This window comes from Mycobacterium sp. (assembly GCF_039583785.1).
In the GTDB taxonomy this organism is placed as follows: Bacteria; Actinomycetota; Actinomycetes; order Mycobacteriales; family Mycobacteriaceae; genus Mycobacterium.
In genome coordinates this window covers 1-15,462 of record NZ_JAVKSG010000031.1, presented here as the reverse complement: position 1 = coordinate 15,462, position 15,462 = coordinate 1, and the positions used below count along the sequence as shown (strand labels likewise).

Below are 15,462 nucleotides of genomic sequence, written 5' to 3'. Positions count from 1 at the left end.
TGCTGAAGGCCTGCGTCAGTTGCGCGCGGCCCGGTTGACCGCCGACACCACGGCACGCAGCGACGCGGTGGTGATCGACGGCGCGATACCGACACCCCACACCGTCTTGCCGGCAATGGAGGTTTCCACGTAGGCCGCGGCCTGGGCGTCCTCGCCGCCGCTCATCGCGTGCTCGGAGTAGTCCAGCACGGCGACGTCGACGTCGATGGTGGACAGCGCGTCGACGAACGCGGCAAGCGGGCCGTTGCCCGACCCGGTGATCTCGGTCTCGATGCCGTCGACCTTCACCGTCGCGGCAATCCGGGTGACGCCGTGGTCCTCTTCGGATGCGTCGACGCGCTGCTTCATCCGCTCCAGCGGCCGAATCGGCGCGATGTACTCGTCGTTGAAGGCGTCCCACATCTCCTTGGGCGTGACCTCCCCGCCCTCACCGTCGGTGATCTTTTGGATCGCCTGGCTGAACTCGATCTGCAGCCGCCGCGGCAGCGCCAGGCCGTGGTCGGCCTTCATGATGTAGGCCACCCCGCCCTTGCCGGACTGCGAGTTGACCCGGATGACCGCCTCGTAGGTGCGCCCGACATCGCGCGGGTCGATCGGCAGATACGGCACCTGCCACAGCATGTCGTCGACGTCGGAGTCGGCGGCGTCCGCGGCAACCTTCATCGCGTCCAGGCCCTTGTTGATCGCGTCTTGGTGGCTGCCGGAGAACGCCGTGTACACGAGATCGCCGCCGTAGGGGTGACGTTCGGGTACCGGCAGCTGGTTGCAGTACTCGACCGTGCGACGGATCTCGTCGATGTTGGAGAAGTCGATCTGCGGGTCGACGCCGCGGGAGAACTGGTTCAGCCCCAGCGTCACCAGGCAGACGTTGCCGGTCCGCTCGCCGTTACCGAACAGGCAGCCCTCGATCCGGTCGGCCCCGGCCTGATATCCCAATTCGGCTGCGGCGACGCCCGTTCCGCGGTCGTTGTGCGGGTGCAGGCTCAGGATGACGGACTCCCGGTTGGCCAGGTTGCGGCTCATCCACTCGATCGAGTCGGCGTAGACGTTCGGCGTCGCCATCTCGACGGTGGCCGGCAGGTTGACGATCATCGGGTTGTCCGGTGTCGGCGCGATGATGTCGCCGACCGCGTCGCACACCTGCTTGGCGTATTCGAGTTCGGTGCCGGTGTAGGACTCCGGCGAGTACTGGAAACGCCATTGCGTGCCGGGGTATTTGGCGGTCTGCTCGACGCACTTGCGGGCGCCGTCGGTGGCGATCGCCTGCACCGCGGGACGGTCGGCCCGAAACACCACCCGGCGCTGCAGGATTGATGTCGAATTGTAGAAGTGCACGATCGCACGATGCACGCCCTCGCAGGCCAGGAAGGTCCGCTCGATCAGTTCGGGCCGACACTGGGTCAGCACCTGGATCGTCACGTCGTCGGGAATCGCGCCCTCGGTGATGATCTCGCGAACGAAGTCGAAGTCGGTCTGGCTGGCTGACGGGAAGCCGACCTCGATCTCCTTGTAGCCCATGCGGACCAACAGGTCGAACATCCGGCGCTTGCGCGCCGGGCTCATCGGATCGATCAGTGCCTGGTTGCCGTCCCGCAGGTCGACCGCGCACCACTGCGGGGCTCGGTCGATGACCCGGTCGGGCCAGGTGCGGTCGGCCAGCCGGATCGGCTCGACCTCGTCGGCGAATGGTCGGTACCGGTTGACCGGCATCGAGGATCCGCGCTGGGTGTTCCAGGCGGGCTGACCGGGATTGGGGGGGCCCGCCGGTTTGACGATGGTTCGACTGGAGGTGAATGCGTCGGGGGATTCGGCCGAATAGGATTGCGGGAAGCTGGAATTTTCAGTCACGGTGATTGCTCCGGGGAATGAGGAGAGGCTGACTTGCCTCAAAGATTCTTAGACCGGCGAATCGCAAAGTCCCGCGACAGGAAGCCGGTCTGGATCAGGCCCCGTCGCGGCGTCCGAGAAGGAGCACCCGCTGCACGCCGCCTACTTTACCGCGCCGGCGTGGTTGTCCAAAACCCCTCTTTCCGCGTAGGCCGGTTCCGCTGCGTGTCCGACGCGACGCCGGCGCCGGCGTTGCCGAGTCGGTCGGCGGTAAAAAGACGACGCCGTCACACGTATTCTGTCTGTCGACCTATCAGATGCCAGCCCGTGAACCCGAGAGAGCAACAGTGGCGCTCGTCGTGCAGAAATACGGCGGATCGTCGGTGGCCGACGCCGACCGGATCCGTCGCGTCGCCGAACGCATCGTCGAGGCCAAAAAGCAGGGCAACGACGTCGTCGTGGTGGTCTCCGCGATGGGCGACACCACCGACCACCTGCTGGATCTGGCCCAACAGGTGTGCCCGGCCCCGCCGGCCCGCGAACTGGACATGCTGCTGACCGCCGGTGAGCGCATCTCGAACGCGCTGGTCGCGATGGCCATCGAGTCGCTGGGCGCGCAGGCCCGCTCGTTCACCGGATCGCAGGCCGGCGTCATCACCACCGGCGCGCACGGCAAGGCCAAGATCATCGACGTCACCCCGACCCGGCTGCGGGCCGCCCTGGACGAGGGCCGGATCGTGCTGGTGGCCGGGTTCCAAGGGGTCAGCCAGGACACCCGGGACGTCACCACGCTGGGCCGCGGCGGCTCCGACACCACCGCGGTCGCGCTGGCCGCCGCATTGGGCGCCGACGTCTGCGAGATCTACACCGACGTGGACGGCATCTTCAGCGCCGACCCGCGGATCGTGCCCAATGCCCGGCGGCTGGACACGGTCACCTTCGAGGAGATGCTCGAAATGGCCGCCTGCGGAGCGAAAGTGCTGATGCTTCGCTGCGTGGAATACGCCCGCCGCTACAACATCCCGGTGCACGTCCGATCGTCGTACTCGGACAAGCCCGGCACCGTCGTCACCGGATCGATCGAGGACATACCCATGGAAGAGCCCATCCTGACCGGCGTCGCCCACGACCGCAGCGAGGCCAAGGTGACCGTCGTCGGCATCCCCGACCACCCGGGCTATGCCGCGAAGATCTTCCGCGCCGTCGCCGACGCCGACGTCAACATCGACATGGTGTTGCAGAACGTCTCCAAGGTCGAGAACGGCAAGACCGACATCACCTTCACCTGCCCCCGCGACGCCGGCCCGGCCGCGGTGGCCAAGCTGGACGCGATGAAGACCGAAATCGGGTTCAGCCAAGTGCTGTACGACGACCACATCGGCAAGGTGTCGCTGATCGGCGCGGGGATGCGCAGCCACCCCGGGGTCACCGCCACGTTCTGCGAGGCGCTGGCCCAGGTCGGCGTCAACATCGACCTGATCTCCACCTCGGAAATCCGGATCTCGGTGCTGTGCCGGGACACCGAACTCGACAAGGCCGTGGTCGCGTTGCACGAAGCATTCGGCCTCGGCGGTGCCGACGAGGCCACGGTGTACGCGGGGACGGGACGTTAGATGGTTGCTATCGGGGTCGTGGGCGCTACCGGCCAGGTCGGCCAGGTGATGCGTAGGCTGCTCGACGAGCGGGATTTCCCGGCCTCCGACGTGCGGTTTTTCGCCTCGGCCCGATCGCAGGGCCGCAAGCTGGAATTCCGCGGCCAGGAGATCGAGGTCGAGGACGCCGAGACCGCCGACCCGACCGGTCTGGATATCGCGTTGTTCTCCGCGGGCGCGACGATGTCGCGGGTGCAGGCGCCGCGGTTCGCGGCGGCCGGGGTGACCGTGATCGACAACTCGTCGGCCTGGCGCAGGGACGACCAGGTGCCGCTGGTGGTCTCCGAGGTCAACTTCGCCGACGCGAAGAACCGGCCGAAAGGCATCATCGCCAACCCGAACTGCACCACGATGGCCGCGATGCCGGTGCTCAAGGTTCTGCATGACGAGGCTCAGCTGGTCCGCTTGGTGGTGTCGAGCTATCAGGCCGTGTCCGGCACCGGCCTGGCCGGGGTGGCCGAGTTGGCCGAGCAGGCCCGCGCCGTCATCGACGATGCCGAGCAGTTGGTGCACGGTGTCTTCCCCGGCAGCGCCCTGCAATTTCCCGAGCCGAAGGCCTACGTCGCGCCGATCGCGTTCAACGTGGTTCCGCTGGCCGGCAAGCTGGTCGACGACGGCTCCGGCGAGACCGACGAAGACCAGAAACTGCGCTACGAGAGCCGCAAGATCCTGGGCATTCCGGACCTGCTGGTCAGCGGCACCTGCGTGCGGGTGCCGGTGTTCACCGGTCACTCGCTGGCGATCAATGCCGAGTTCGCCCAACCGCTTTCGCCCGAGCGTGCCCGCGAGATCCTTGCCGGCGCGCCGGGGGTGAAGCTGGTCGACGTGCCTACGCCGCTGGCTGCCGCCGGTGTCGACGAGTCGCTGGTCGGCCGGATCCGTCGGGACCCAGGTGTACCCGACGGCCGCGGGCTGGCTCTGTTCGTCTCGGGCGACAACCTGCGTAAAGGCGCGGCTTTGAACACTATTCAGATCGCCGAGTTACTCGCCGCCGAGCTGTGACCCGCGGGTGAGCCTGGTCCGTCGCTCACTCATAGCCGCAGGTGTGCTTGCTTGCCAAGGATTTTGGCCCGCACACGCCGACCCGCCGGCCCCGATGCCGCAGCCCGTGCTACCGCCGCTGGCGCCTGGCGAGGTGATCCGGATCGGCCCGGCCGCGGGCACCGGTACGCCGACCCGCGACTATGGCATCGGCGCCACCGACCTGTGCGTGTTCCTGGAATTTCCGACCGATGTCGTGCAGGTGTGCGGCGACAGCTTCGCCGGCCAGGGCGTGGGATTCGGCGGCTACTACTCACCGGTCGCGCTGCGGGTCGACACGTCGTCGGTGGACGATCCGGACGGGGTGAAATACACCGGGGTCACCGGCATCGCCGAACCGCTGCTGGCCGACCCCACTCCGTCCGGTGCAGCGCAACTTCCGGCCGGTGTCGTGCAGATCAACCGGCAGAACTACGTCTTGATCACCACCACCGAGGACTTGGTCCCGCAGAGCTCGCGACTGGTGAAAGCCGAACCGGCGCAAGGGCTTTGGCAGACCGTTCCGGGGTCGGTCCGCGATGCGGACTATGCCGACGGTGAGCAGTCACAAATCAGCGGCTACTACGACCCGATACCGACGGACGCGTCGCAGACCGGCTGGGTGTACATCGTCGCCGACAACTTCGACCGTAGCCGGCCGATGGTGCTGTACCGCGTCGCGCCGGAGAACTTCGGCGACCGATCCCGCTGGCAGGGCTGGGCGCCCGGTCCGGACGGCGGCTGGGGCAAACCGCCGGCCCCGCTGTGGGGGGACATGGCCGGCGAAATCAGCATGACTCAGATCGACGGTAAGTCGGTGTTGTCGTATTTCAACTCCAGCACCGGGAATATGGAAGTGCGAGTGGCCGACGATCCGATGTCGCTGGGCAGTGCGCCGGTCACCACCGTTGTCCAACACGACGATTGGCCCGAGCCCGCCGAAAGCCTTCCGCCGCCGCACGACAACCGCTTGGCGCAGCCGTACGGCGGCTACATCTCGCCCGGGTCGACGTTGGACGAGGTGCGGGTGTTCGTCAGCCAGTGGCACAACTCCGACGCCCGGGCCCGCTCGCCATACCGGGTGATTCAGTTCGCCGTCAACCCGTTCAAACCCTGGTCGGAAGAGCACTGATACGCGCCCGGGCCGCGTCTCATAGCGGTTCCATAAGTTCTACCCAGCGTGGCCTATCGGTACCTACCGCATCCTTTCAGGTATGAGCGAAACACCGGACACCCCGACAACACCGACCACAGTCGCCACGGAGCCGGCGCCAGCGGCCGTCAAACCCTATTGGCTCTATCGATTCGCGGCCTGGGTCGGAATCGTCGCAGGCATTGTGTTCATCGTCTTGAGCGTCTTCTTTGCCGGCTTCAAGGTCGCCCACCTGGGTCATCACAAATGCCACCACCACGGATGGCACCAGAATCCGATGATGCAGGAGGGCCCGCAAGAACACCACCGGGGCGCCGGATTCCACCCCGGGTTCGGTGGTCCGGGACCGTCGCACATGCCTGAATCGGTCACTCCGTCGTTGGCTCCGGCGCAACCGTAGCCGCCGATTTCCACCAGCCCGGCGTCCCCGATGGGGCGCCGGGCTCTCTATTGCGGGTATCCGACTCCGTAACGGACTGGTCGCGCACAGCACTGAGCTGAGGCATTATGCGGATATGAGTGAGATTTCCGGGCCGTCGACCCCGCCGCCGCCCGTCGCGCCGGCGCCGCACTCCGAAAGGCTCTACCAGGCAGCGGCGTGGGTGGCGATCGTCGCCGGCGTCACGCTGATTGCCGTCGTCATCCTGAAATTCGCCTGGATGCTCGGTTATTAGAGCGCCCGGCGAGGTGGCACACGAGTTGATCTCGGCGACTCGCGCGCGCCGCTGGTTGATGGTCCGACCATGCCTGGGCATGATCGACAGATGACCCAACCACCCGAACCCCCGATTCAGCCGCCTGCGGGCCCGCCGCCGGCCGCATACCCCGCCGCGTTCCCGCCCGCCGCCCGGCACGCCCGGCTTTACCAGGCCGCGGCGTGGGTGGTGATTGTGGCGGGCACCGTGTTCGTTCTGGCGGTCGTCTTTTTCGCCGGTGCCGAGCTCACCGGGCACGGCCCGCAGTATCGCCCGCATCATCACGGGGTGTTCGGGCCGAACGCGCCGGGTGGCCTGGACGGCCCGCCGCCGTATGTCATCTTCCCGGGCGGGCCTTTCCCCCCCGGTCCAGGCCCGTGGGGTCCGTGGGGACCGGGCATGGGACCGGGTGGACCGGGTGGGCCGGGTGGTCACGGAGGGCCCGGCGGGCCCGAAGAGCCCCCGCCACCAGCGCCGACCTACACGCCGTAGCTGCAACTGTGACCAGGTGCGTCGCTGCGGCCGTATCGGCATTCGGTTGTCTCGCGGTCGCATTGAGCACGCCGGTCGCATCGGCGCGGCCATCGGATCCCGGCGTGGTGAGTTACGCGGTCTTGGGCAAGGGTTCGGTGGGCAACATCGTCGGCGGGCCGATGCGGGATGAGTCGCTGTTCAGCCAGCCGTTCCAGGGCTACTTTGTCGACAACCCGGTGTGCAACAACTGGGCCGATATCGGGTTGCCGGAGGTCTACGACGACCCGGATCTGGCGTCTTTCAACGGCGCCAGCACGCAGACGTCGCCGACCGACCAGACGCATTTCGTCAAGCAGGCGGTCGGGGTGTTCGCGACCGGCGCCGCGGCCGGTGCGGCGTTCCATCGCGTGGTGGACCGCACCGTCGGCTGTTCCGGGCAGACCACGCCCATGCACCTGGACAACGGCACGACCCAGGTGTGGTCGTTCGACGGCGGTCCGCCGGGCGCCGCCGACGAGGCGTGGAGCAAGCAGGAGGTTGGGACCGACCGGCGATGTTTCACCCAGACCCGGTTGCGGGAAAACGTCCTGCTGCAAGCCAAAGTCTGTCAGTCCGGCAACGGTGGTCCGGCGGTGAATGTGCTGGCCGGCGCTATGCAGAACGCGCTGGGTCAGTAGCCGCCCGGGAATAGGTCGGTGCCACCTGGACGATGAAACTTGCGACTATTGTTGGGTAGCCGCGCGCAGCCAGCGGACTCGGGTTCCCTTGGAACCGTTGGTGTAGGGCTGAAGGGGATTCCGATCATGGCGTTTGCCGTCGCGTCGCAGCTGGATTCTGCACGCCTGGCGGACGGCGAATTTGCCAGTGCCGCCGCCGCGGCGCAGCTCATCGCGGATGGCTGTCTTGCCGACGGTCCGGTGGGTCGGGTCGGTCTGGAGATCGAGGCCCACTGCTACGACCAGGTCGACCCGCACCGCCGACCGACCTGGGATGAAATCACCGCGGTCCTGGAGTCGCTGCCGTCCATGCCGGGCGACAGCGTGGTCACTGTCGAGCCCGGGGGTGCCGTGGAACTCTCCGGCCCGCCGGCGCGTGAGGTGACGGCCGCGATCGCTGCGATGGCCGGCGACCAGGCCGTGCTGCGCACGGCTTTCGATGCCGCCGGCCTCGGCCTGGTCGCGTTGGGCGCCGATCCGCTGCGGCTGGCCAAGCGGGTCAACCCGGGAGCGCGCTATCGCGCGATGGAACAGTTCTTCACGGCCAGCCACACCGGTGCAGCGGGTGCCGCGATGATGACGTCGACCGCATCCGTTCAGGTCAACCTCGACGCCGGGCCGCAAGCCGGCTGGGCCGACCGAGTTCGGTTGGCCCATGCGCTCGGGCCGGTGATGGTGGCGATCTCGGCCAACTCGCCGCTGCTCGGCGGAAAGTTCTCCGGCTGGCGCTCGACCCGGCAGCGGGTGTGGAGTCAGCTCGATTCGGCCCGCTGCGGACCCATCCTGACCGCCAGCGGCGAAGACCCGGGTACCGACTGGGCGCGCTACGCGCTCAAGGCGCCGGTGATGCTGGTGCACAGCCCCGAGCCGGTACCGGTCACCCGTTACCTGCCGTTCGCCGACTGGGCCGACGGCCGCGAGCTGCTCGGCGGACGCCGGCCCACCCGCCACGACCTGGCATACCACCTGACCACACTGTTTCCGCCGGTGCGGCCCCGGCAGTGGCTCGAAATCCGCTACCTGGACAGCGTCCCCGCCGATATCTGGCCGGCGGTGGTGTTCACGATCGCCACCCTGCTCGACGACCCGGTCGCCGCCGACCTGGCCGCCGAAGCCGTCGCGCCCGTCGCCGCCGCCTGGGACACCGCCGCCCGGATCGGTCTGGGCGACCAGCGAATCTTCAGCGCCGCCAACCGTTGCGTGACCATCGCGGCGGAACGCGCGCCCGCCGCGCTCGGCGAGGGAATGCGGCGCGTTGCCGATGCGGTAGCGCAGGGCCGCTGCCCGGCCGACGACTTTGCCGACCGGGTGATCGACAGCGGCATCGCGGCCACCGTCACCGCGCTCGCGTCAGGTGAGCAGTGACGTCACGCGAAACGCTGGTCCGCGATATGCAGCGGGCGCGGAGGCGAACCCTGCGGCTGGTCGATTTCGACGATGCGGAGCTGCGGCGCCAGTACCACCCGTTGATGAGCCCGTTGGTGTGGGATTTGGCGCATATCGGGCAGCAGGAAGAACTGTGGCTGCTGCGCGGCGGCCACCCGGACCGGCCGGGGATTCTGTCCGGTGCCGTGCAGAGCCTGTACGACGCGTTCGCGCACTCCCGCGCCAGCCGCGTCGACCTGCCGTTGCTGTCCCCGGATCAGGCCCGCAGCTACTGCCGGACGGTGCGCACGGCTGCACTCGACGCGCTGGACCGGCTCCCCGACGAACCCGAGCAGAACTTCGTCTACGGCCTGGTGGTCAGCCACGAAAACCAGCACGACGAGACCATGCTGCAGGCGCTGAACCTGCGGGCCGGTCCGGCGCTGTTGCAGGCGGCACGCGCGCTGCCGGCCGGCCGGGCCGGGCTTGCCGGAACGTCGGTCGAGATACCCGGCGGACCGTTCGTTCTCGGCGTCGACGGGGTCGACGAGCCGTTCTCGCTGGACAACGAGCGGCCCGCGCACGTTGTCGACGTGCCGACGTTCCGCATCGGCCGGGTTCCGGTCACCAACGGCGAGTGGCGGCAGTTCATCGACGACGGCGGGTACGCGCAACGGCGGTGGTGGTCGGCGCGCGGTTGGCAGCACCGCGAAACCGCGGGCCTGACCGCGCCGCAGTTCTGGAGCGCCGACGGGCAGACCCGCACCCGGTTCGGCCATGTCGAGGACATCCCCGCCGACGAACCCGTCCAGCACGTCAGCTATTTCGAAGCCGAGGCCTACGCGGCCTGGGCCGGCGCCCGGCTGCCCACCGAGCGTGAGTGGGAGAAGGCCTGCGCGTGGCACCCCCGGCTGAACGCGCGCCGGCGCTACCCGTGGGGAGCCGATGAGCCGTCGTCGACGCACGCCAACCTCGGGGGCGAGGCACTGCGCCCGGCGCCCGTCGGCGCGTATCCCGGCGGAGCGTCAGCATACGGAGTCGAGCAGATGCTCGGCGACGTCTGGGAGTGGACCAGCTGCGCGCTCGAGCCCTGGCCGGGCTTCACACCGATGATCTACCAACGCTATTCAACGCCGTTCTTCGGCGGGGACTACCGGGTGCTGCGCGGCGGGTCGTGGGCGGTAGAGTCGGGCATCGTGCGGCCCAGCTTTCGCAACTGGGATCACCCGTACCGCCGGCAGATCTTCGCCGGCGTCCGGCTCGCGTGGTCCGCCGACACTGCGGGGGGCCGCCCCTGATGTGCCGTCATCTCGGCTGGCTGGGACGCGAAACCGCGATCTCCTCGCTGGTGCTCGACCCCGCGCAGGGCCTTCGGGTGCAGTCGTACGCGCCACGCCGGCAAAAGCACGGGTTGATGAATGCCGACGGTTGGGGCGTGGGCTTTTTCGACGGCGCGACGCCGCGGCGCTGGCGCAGCGCCGCCCCGCTGTGGGGAGATGTCTCGTTCGATTCCATCGCACCGGCGCTGCGCAGTCACTGCGTGGTTGCCGCGGTGCGTTGCGCTACTGTCGGGATGCCGATCGAAGCCAGTGCGACGGCGCCGTTCACCGACGGTCAGTGGCTGCTGTCGCACAACGGGGTCGTCGATCGCGATGTGCTGCCGCTCATCGCGGCAGCCGAATCCACCTGTGATAGCGCGGTTCTCGCTGCTACGATATTCAAGCGCGGACTCGATGCGTTGGCCCAGACGATCGCTGAGGTGGGCGCCGCCGACCCGAGTGCACGACTGAACATTATGGCGGCCAACGGTTCTCGACTGCTTGCCACCACCTGGGGGGACACTCTGTCGATTCTGCGTCGAGGCGACGGCGTGGTGCTGGCCAGCGAGCCCTATGACGACCAGCCAGGCTGGGAGGACGTCCCCGATCGCCACCTCATCGAGGTCACTGCGGAGCAGGTGACCATGACCGCGCTGAACCCAACGAAGGGATAGTGATGACGCTGACGTTGTCCAACCACCTGGCCGCCGACTCGGCCTCCGAGGCGCTGTGCCGTGATGTCCGGGCGGGATTGCAGAGTGTGCCGAAATCCCTGCCGCCCAAGTGGTTCTACGACTCAGTAGGCAGCGACCTGTTCGACCAGATCACCCGGCTGCCGGAGTACTATCCCACCCGCGCCGAGGCGGAGATCCTGCGCGCCCGGGCCGCGCAGATCGCATCGGTCACCGGTGCCGACACGCTGGTCGAGTTGGGCAGCGGGACGTCGGAGAAGACCCGGGTGCTGCTCGACGCGCTGCGCCAACGCGGTGCCCTTCGCCGCTTCATCCCGTTCGACGTCGACGCCAGCATGCTGACGCTGGCTGCGAAAGCCATCCAGCACGAGTACCCCGGTATCGAAATTGCCGCTGTCTGCGGCGATTTCGAGGAGCACCTGGCCAAGATCCCGGGCGGCGGCCGGCGACTGTTCGTGTTCCTGGGGTCGACGATCGGCAACCTGGAGCCCGGCGCGCGTGCGGAATTGCTGGCCGGGCTGGCTGACACGCTGCAACCCGGTGACAGCTTGCTGCTGGGAACCGACCTGGTCAAGGACCCCAGCAGGCTGGTGGCCGCCTACGACGATGCCGCCGGAGTGACGGCCCAGTTCAACCGCAACGTGCTGGCGGTGATCAACCGGGAACTCAACGCGGACTTTGACGTGGACGCGTTTCGGCACGTCGCCAGCTGGAATCCGGCCGAGGAGCGGATGGAGATGTGGCTGCGGTCCGAGCGGGCGCAGCGGGTGGGCATCGGCGCGCTGAGTCTGACGGTCGAGTTCGAGGCCGGCGAACAGGTACTCACCGAGGTGTCGTGCAAATTCCGGGCCGACGTCGTACCCGACGAACTGGCTCAGGCGGGCCTGCGGCTCACCCAGTGGTGGACCGACGGCGACGGTGATTTCGGGTTGTCGTTGTCGGTCAAGTGAGCACCAGCCTGGCCGAGGCCTGGCGGGCCGCCCGGCCACCGGTGGCCGGGCTGCATCTGGACAGCGCCGCCTGCTCGCGGCAGAGTTTCGCGGCACTGGACACGGCCGCCCGGCACGCCCGGCATGAAGCCGAGGTGGGCGGGTACGTCGCGGCCGAGGCGGCCCGCCCGGTACTCGAGGCGGGGCGGGCCGCGGTCGCCGCGCTGACCGGCATGCCCGACGCGCAGGTGGTGTTCACCACCGGGTCGCAGCACGCGCTGGGTCTGCTGCTGTCCAGTTGGCCGCCCGGCGGCCGGACGCTGGCCTGCCTGCCCGGCGAGTACGGGCCGAACCTGGCGTTGATGGCCGTGCACGGCTTCGACCGCACGACGTTGCCGACGGACGACGAGGGGCGGGTCGCGGTGCGCGAGGCGGCGATCAACCTGGCCGCCGATCCGCCGGACCTGGTCCACCTGACCGCCGTCGCCAGCCATCGCGGCGTGGTGCAGCCGCTGCGCGAGGTGACACAACTATGCCGCGAGTTGAGTGTGCCGCTGATCGTCGACGCCGCTCAGGCGCTCGGGCAGGTCGACTGCGCGGTGGGCGCCGACGCCGTGTACGCGTCGTCGCGCAAATGGCTGGCCGGCCCGCGCGGTGTCGGCGCGTTGGCGATGCGGCCGACGCTGGCCCAGCGGCTGCAGCCGAAGGAGTGGGTGGGGTCGTTGTCGGTCGCCGACCGACTCGAGCTCGGCGAAGCCAATGTGGCTGCCCGAGTGGGGTTTTCGGTTGCGGTCGGCGAACACATGGCAGCGGATCCAGTCGCCGTGCGGGCCCGGCTGGCCGAGGTCGGCCGAGCCAGCAGGACTGCGCTGGCCGAGGTGCCGGGATGGCGAGTGGTCGAGACGGTAGACGAGCCCAGTGCGATTACGACGCTGGCCCCGCTCGACGGCGCTGACCCGCAGGAAATCCGCGAGTGGCTGATCACCGAATGCCGCATCGTGACGACGGCCGTCGCGGTTGACCGTGCGCCGCTGGAGTTGACCGCCCCGGTGCTGCGGATCTCCCCGCACGTCGACACCACCACCGACGATCTGACGACGTTCGCTGCGGCACTCGCCGACGCGACCGCGGCCCTCCGGTGACGCTCAGACTTTGTGCGCGCTGAGCAGATACGCCGGCAGTTTCATCCGGCCCTTCTCGTCGCGCTCGTGCTCGGGCATCGGAACATTGGAATCCTGCGGCGCCGGTGGAGTATTGGCGTGAATGTACGCCGGGCGGATCTCATCGATCTGCCAGTGCTTGCCGACCGCGTCGCGTAGTTCGGCCTCGTCGACCTCGTTCGGCTTCTGCTCCCATTCGGTGGGGAACGCGCCCTTGGCGAACACCAGCACGAAGTAGCCGGCGCCGTCGGCCGCCGCCCGGTGAACGGCCCGCAGGTAGTCGTCGCGGCCCTGGACCGGCAGCGAATGGAACAGCGTGCTGTCGACGACGGTGTGGAAGCGGCCGTCGTGGCCGCCCAACGTGGTGATGTCGGCCTGCTCGAAGGTGGCGCTGACCAGCCCGCGCTGCTCGGCGGCCTTGGTGGCGGCGGCGACCGCGGTGGGCGTGAGGTCGACCCCGTGCACGGTGTAGCCGTCGGCGGCCAGGGCAAGCGACAGCTCCGCGTAGCCGCATCCCGCGTCGAGCACATCGCTGCGGAATTTCCCGGCTGCCGCCAGCGCGGCCAGCTCCGGCTGTGGCTCACCGATGTTCCAGGGTGGTGGGCCGTCGAAGCCGGTCTCCTGGCGGTATGCGCTGTCCCAGTCCATTACCTCATTTGCCATGTGTTCCAACCTACTCCGGGCCCTGTTAGTTATGGATTGGCCCAGCTGTGGACGGGCTCGTTGCTGTGCATGTGGGCGCAGTACCGGCGCAGCATCTCGGCCAGCGCCGCGGGCCGGGTCAGACCGCGGTTTTCCAGTGCTCGCACCGTGGACACCTGCCACGTCGCGCCGTTGCGGCCGGTGCGGGCGCGGCCTTCGATCACGCCGAGCAACCGGTCACGCACCTCGGCGGCGACACCCCATCGGTCCAGTCCTTCGAACGCCATCGGCAGCAATTCGTCGACCACCAGCTCCTCGGTGCTGACCGTGCCGAGTCCGGGCCAAGCCAACTGCGCTTGCATGCCGTGGCGAGCCGACTCGACGAAATTGCGTTGTGCAGCAGCAAATTCCATCTTCGTCCAGACCGGGCGGTCCTGTTCCGACAACGTGCGTAGCATGCCGTAGTAGAACGCCGCGTTGGCCAGCATGTCGATCACCGTCGGACCGGCCGGCAGCACGCGGTTCTCCACCCGCAGATGCGGCTTGCCGGCGACGACGTCGTACACCGGCCGGTTCCACCGGTAAACCGTGCCGTTGTGCAGGCGCAGCTCGGCCAGATGAGGGGTGCGGCCTGCAGCGAGTTCGGCGGCGGGATCCTCATCGGACACCTCCGGCAACAACGACGGGAAGTAACGCACGTTCTCCTCGAAGAGATCGATGATCGACGTGACCCACCGCTCGCCGAACCACACCCGGGGCCGCACGCCCCGGGTGATCAACTTGTCGGGCCGGGTGTCGGTGGACTGCGCGAACAACTCGATGCGGGTTTCGGCCCACAGCTGATGGCCGAAGAAGAACGGTGAGTTGGCGCCGAGCGCCAACTGCGGACCGGCCAGCACCTGCGCGGCGTTCCAGTTCGCGGCGAAATTGTCCGGCGAAACCTGCAGGTGCAACTGCATACTGGTGCAGGCGGATTCGGGCGCGATGTCTGCCGAAGTCAGGGCCAGCGGCTCCGGTCCGTCGATGTCGATGTGAATGTCCTCGCCGCGCGCATTGGAGATGGATTCGTTGAGCGCGGCGTATCGGGCCGACTGGCTCATCCAGTCGCTGGCCAGGTGTTCGGGCATCAGCGTCGGCAGGATCCCGATCATCACGATGTGGGCGCCGTCGGCATTGGCCTTGGTCTCGGCGGCATTAAGACTTGCCCGCACTTCGTCTTCCAACTGCACGCTGGTGTGGCCGCCCAGCGCCCGGGGCGGCACATTGAATTCGATGTTGTAAGCGCCTAATTCGGTCTGGTATGCCGGGTCGGCGATGGCGGCGAGCACGTGCTGGTTGATCATCGCCGGTTGGTAAGCGTCGTCCACCAGGTTGCATTCGATTTCCATCCCGGTCAGCGGGCGGTCGCTCTCGAAGCTGTATCGGGCAAGCATGGTCTCGAAGACGTCCAGGCACAGTTGCACCTTGCGCCGGTACTCCTGCCGGTCGACGCGTTGGTAGGTAGTCCGCTTGACCTCTTCGCCCACTACGCCGATGCAACCTCGTCGGATGCGCCCGCGCAATAGATTTCCGGCACTAACACCAGGTGGCCGTTGAGTGACATCACGCAACGTGCGATTGACGCGTCCGCAGCCGCACTGAAACAATCTCAGCCTAGTCTTAGGTCGTTCACAGCAGAGTTAAGGGTATGCGAATGAGAAGCAACCGCCGCCACACCGCCGGTGTCGCCTTGGGCGCACTGCTGGCGTCTGGGCTCATCGCGCTTCTCGCCAGCCCCGTCGCGAGCGCCGACAACTTGACGACCATCGGGCCGTACAC

General features: G+C 68.1%; 15 protein-coding genes. 12 read left to right on the top strand and 3 right to left on the bottom strand.

From position 1 onward, the window contains the following. Window positions 1-15 precede the first annotated feature (15 nt). Window positions 16-1,848 carry a 2-isopropylmalate synthase gene (gene leuA, locus ABDV69_RS11525; RefSeq protein WP_343574347.1) on the bottom strand — a complete coding sequence of 611 codons (1,833 nt, stop codon included), beginning with the start codon at window positions 1,846-1,848 and terminating at the stop codon, window positions 16-18. Between the two features lie 326 nt (window positions 1,849-2,174). On the opposite strand from leuA, the gene ABDV69_RS11520 reads away from it, so the two are divergent. From ABDV69_RS11520 to egtE, 12 genes are all read left to right on the top strand, one after another. Beyond that, window positions 2,175-3,440 (top strand): aspartate kinase, encoded by a 1,266-nt coding sequence (locus ABDV69_RS11520; protein WP_343574345.1) that lies wholly within the window; start codon window positions 2,175-2,177, stop codon window positions 3,438-3,440. Further along, a complete protein-coding gene (locus ABDV69_RS11515) occupies window positions 3,441-4,481 on the top strand; it encodes an aspartate-semialdehyde dehydrogenase (protein WP_343574343.1) in 1,041 nt (346 codons plus the stop codon). Between the two features lie 94 nt (window positions 4,482-4,575). Further along, window positions 4,576-5,631, top strand: a complete 1,056-nt coding sequence (locus tag ABDV69_RS11510) for a DUF4185 domain-containing protein (RefSeq protein ID WP_343574340.1) — start codon at window positions 4,576-4,578, stop codon at window positions 5,629-5,631. 82 nt (window positions 5,632-5,713) lie between these two features. Next, on the top strand, window positions 5,714-6,052 hold the full coding sequence (locus tag ABDV69_RS11505; RefSeq protein WP_343574337.1) for a hypothetical protein: 339 nt from the start codon (window positions 5,714-5,716) through the stop codon (window positions 6,050-6,052). A 115-nt stretch (window positions 6,053-6,167) separates the two neighbouring features. Continuing rightward, window positions 6,168-6,326: a hypothetical protein gene (locus ABDV69_RS11500; RefSeq protein WP_343574336.1), complete on the top strand. Its 159-nt coding sequence runs from the start codon at window positions 6,168-6,170 to the stop codon at window positions 6,324-6,326. 90 nt (window positions 6,327-6,416) lie between these two features. Continuing rightward, the gene (locus ABDV69_RS11495) at window positions 6,417-6,839 is read left to right on the top strand and encodes a hypothetical protein (RefSeq protein ID WP_343574333.1); all 423 of its coding nucleotides are present in this window, start codon (window positions 6,417-6,419) and stop codon (window positions 6,837-6,839) included. A gap of 8 nt (window positions 6,840-6,847) precedes the next feature. Then, window positions 6,848-7,498 carry a sensor domain-containing protein gene (locus tag ABDV69_RS11490; RefSeq protein WP_343574331.1) on the top strand — a complete coding sequence of 217 codons (651 nt, stop codon included), beginning with the start codon at window positions 6,848-6,850 and terminating at the stop codon, window positions 7,496-7,498. A 126-nt stretch (window positions 7,499-7,624) separates the two neighbouring features. Next, window positions 7,625-8,902, top strand: a complete 1,278-nt coding sequence (gene egtA, locus ABDV69_RS11485; protein ID WP_343574329.1) for an ergothioneine biosynthesis glutamate--cysteine ligase EgtA — start codon at window positions 7,625-7,627, stop codon at window positions 8,900-8,902. Next, window positions 8,899-10,200, top strand: a complete 1,302-nt coding sequence (egtB, locus tag ABDV69_RS11480; protein ID WP_343574327.1) for an ergothioneine biosynthesis protein EgtB — start codon at window positions 8,899-8,901, stop codon at window positions 10,198-10,200. Before egtA ends, egtB begins: the two co-directional genes overlap by 4 nt. Beyond that, on the top strand, window positions 10,200-10,895 hold the full coding sequence (egtC, locus tag ABDV69_RS11475; RefSeq protein ID WP_343574325.1) for an ergothioneine biosynthesis protein EgtC: 696 nt from the start codon (window positions 10,200-10,202) through the stop codon (window positions 10,893-10,895). The genes egtB and egtC overlap by 1 nt, the downstream gene beginning before the upstream one ends. Before the next feature lie 2 nt (window positions 10,896-10,897). Then, window positions 10,898-11,863 (top strand): L-histidine N(alpha)-methyltransferase, encoded by a 966-nt coding sequence (gene egtD, locus ABDV69_RS11470; RefSeq protein ID WP_343574323.1) that lies wholly within the window; start codon window positions 10,898-10,900, stop codon window positions 11,861-11,863. Beyond that, window positions 11,860-12,984, top strand: coding sequence for an ergothioneine biosynthesis PLP-dependent enzyme EgtE (gene egtE, locus ABDV69_RS11465; RefSeq protein WP_343574320.1), 1,125 nt, complete (start codon window positions 11,860-11,862; stop codon window positions 12,982-12,984). Before egtD ends, egtE begins: the two co-directional genes overlap by 4 nt. Window positions 12,985-12,987: 3 nt before the next feature. Here egtE and ABDV69_RS11460 read toward each other — a convergent pair whose 3' ends face one another. After that, window positions 12,988-13,665, bottom strand: a complete 678-nt coding sequence (locus ABDV69_RS11460) for a class I SAM-dependent methyltransferase (RefSeq protein WP_343574317.1) — start codon at window positions 13,663-13,665, stop codon at window positions 12,988-12,990. Window positions 13,666-13,694: 29 nt separating this feature from the next. After that, the gene (locus ABDV69_RS11455; RefSeq protein ID WP_343574315.1) at window positions 13,695-15,170 is read right to left on the bottom strand and encodes a glutamate--cysteine ligase; all 1,476 of its coding nucleotides are present in this window, start codon (window positions 15,168-15,170) and stop codon (window positions 13,695-13,697) included. Window positions 15,171-15,462: the final 292 nt, after the last annotated feature.

Coding starts and splice junctions, on each gene's coding strand:
- ABDV69_RS11515 (WP_343574343.1), top strand. CDS start 3,441: ATGGTTGCTATCGGGGTCGTGGGCGCTACCGGCCAGGTCGGCCAGGTG.
- ABDV69_RS11510 (WP_343574340.1), top strand. CDS start 4,576: ATGCCGCAGCCCGTGCTACCGCCGCTGGCGCCTGGCGAGGTGATCCGG.
- ABDV69_RS11505 (WP_343574337.1), top strand. CDS start 5,714: ATGAGCGAAACACCGGACACCCCGACAACACCGACCACAGTCGCCACG.
- ABDV69_RS11500 (WP_343574336.1), top strand. CDS start 6,168: ATGAGTGAGATTTCCGGGCCGTCGACCCCGCCGCCGCCCGTCGCGCCG.
- ABDV69_RS11495 (WP_343574333.1), top strand. CDS start 6,417: ATGACCCAACCACCCGAACCCCCGATTCAGCCGCCTGCGGGCCCGCCG.
- egtA (WP_343574329.1), top strand. CDS start 7,625: ATGGCGTTTGCCGTCGCGTCGCAGCTGGATTCTGCACGCCTGGCGGAC.
- egtC (WP_343574325.1), top strand. CDS start 10,200: ATGTGCCGTCATCTCGGCTGGCTGGGACGCGAAACCGCGATCTCCTCG.
- egtD (WP_343574323.1), top strand. CDS start 10,898: ATGACGCTGACGTTGTCCAACCACCTGGCCGCCGACTCGGCCTCCGAG.
- ABDV69_RS11460 (WP_343574317.1), bottom strand. CDS start 13,665: ATGGCAAATGAGGTAATGGACTGGGACAGCGCATACCGCCAGGAGACC.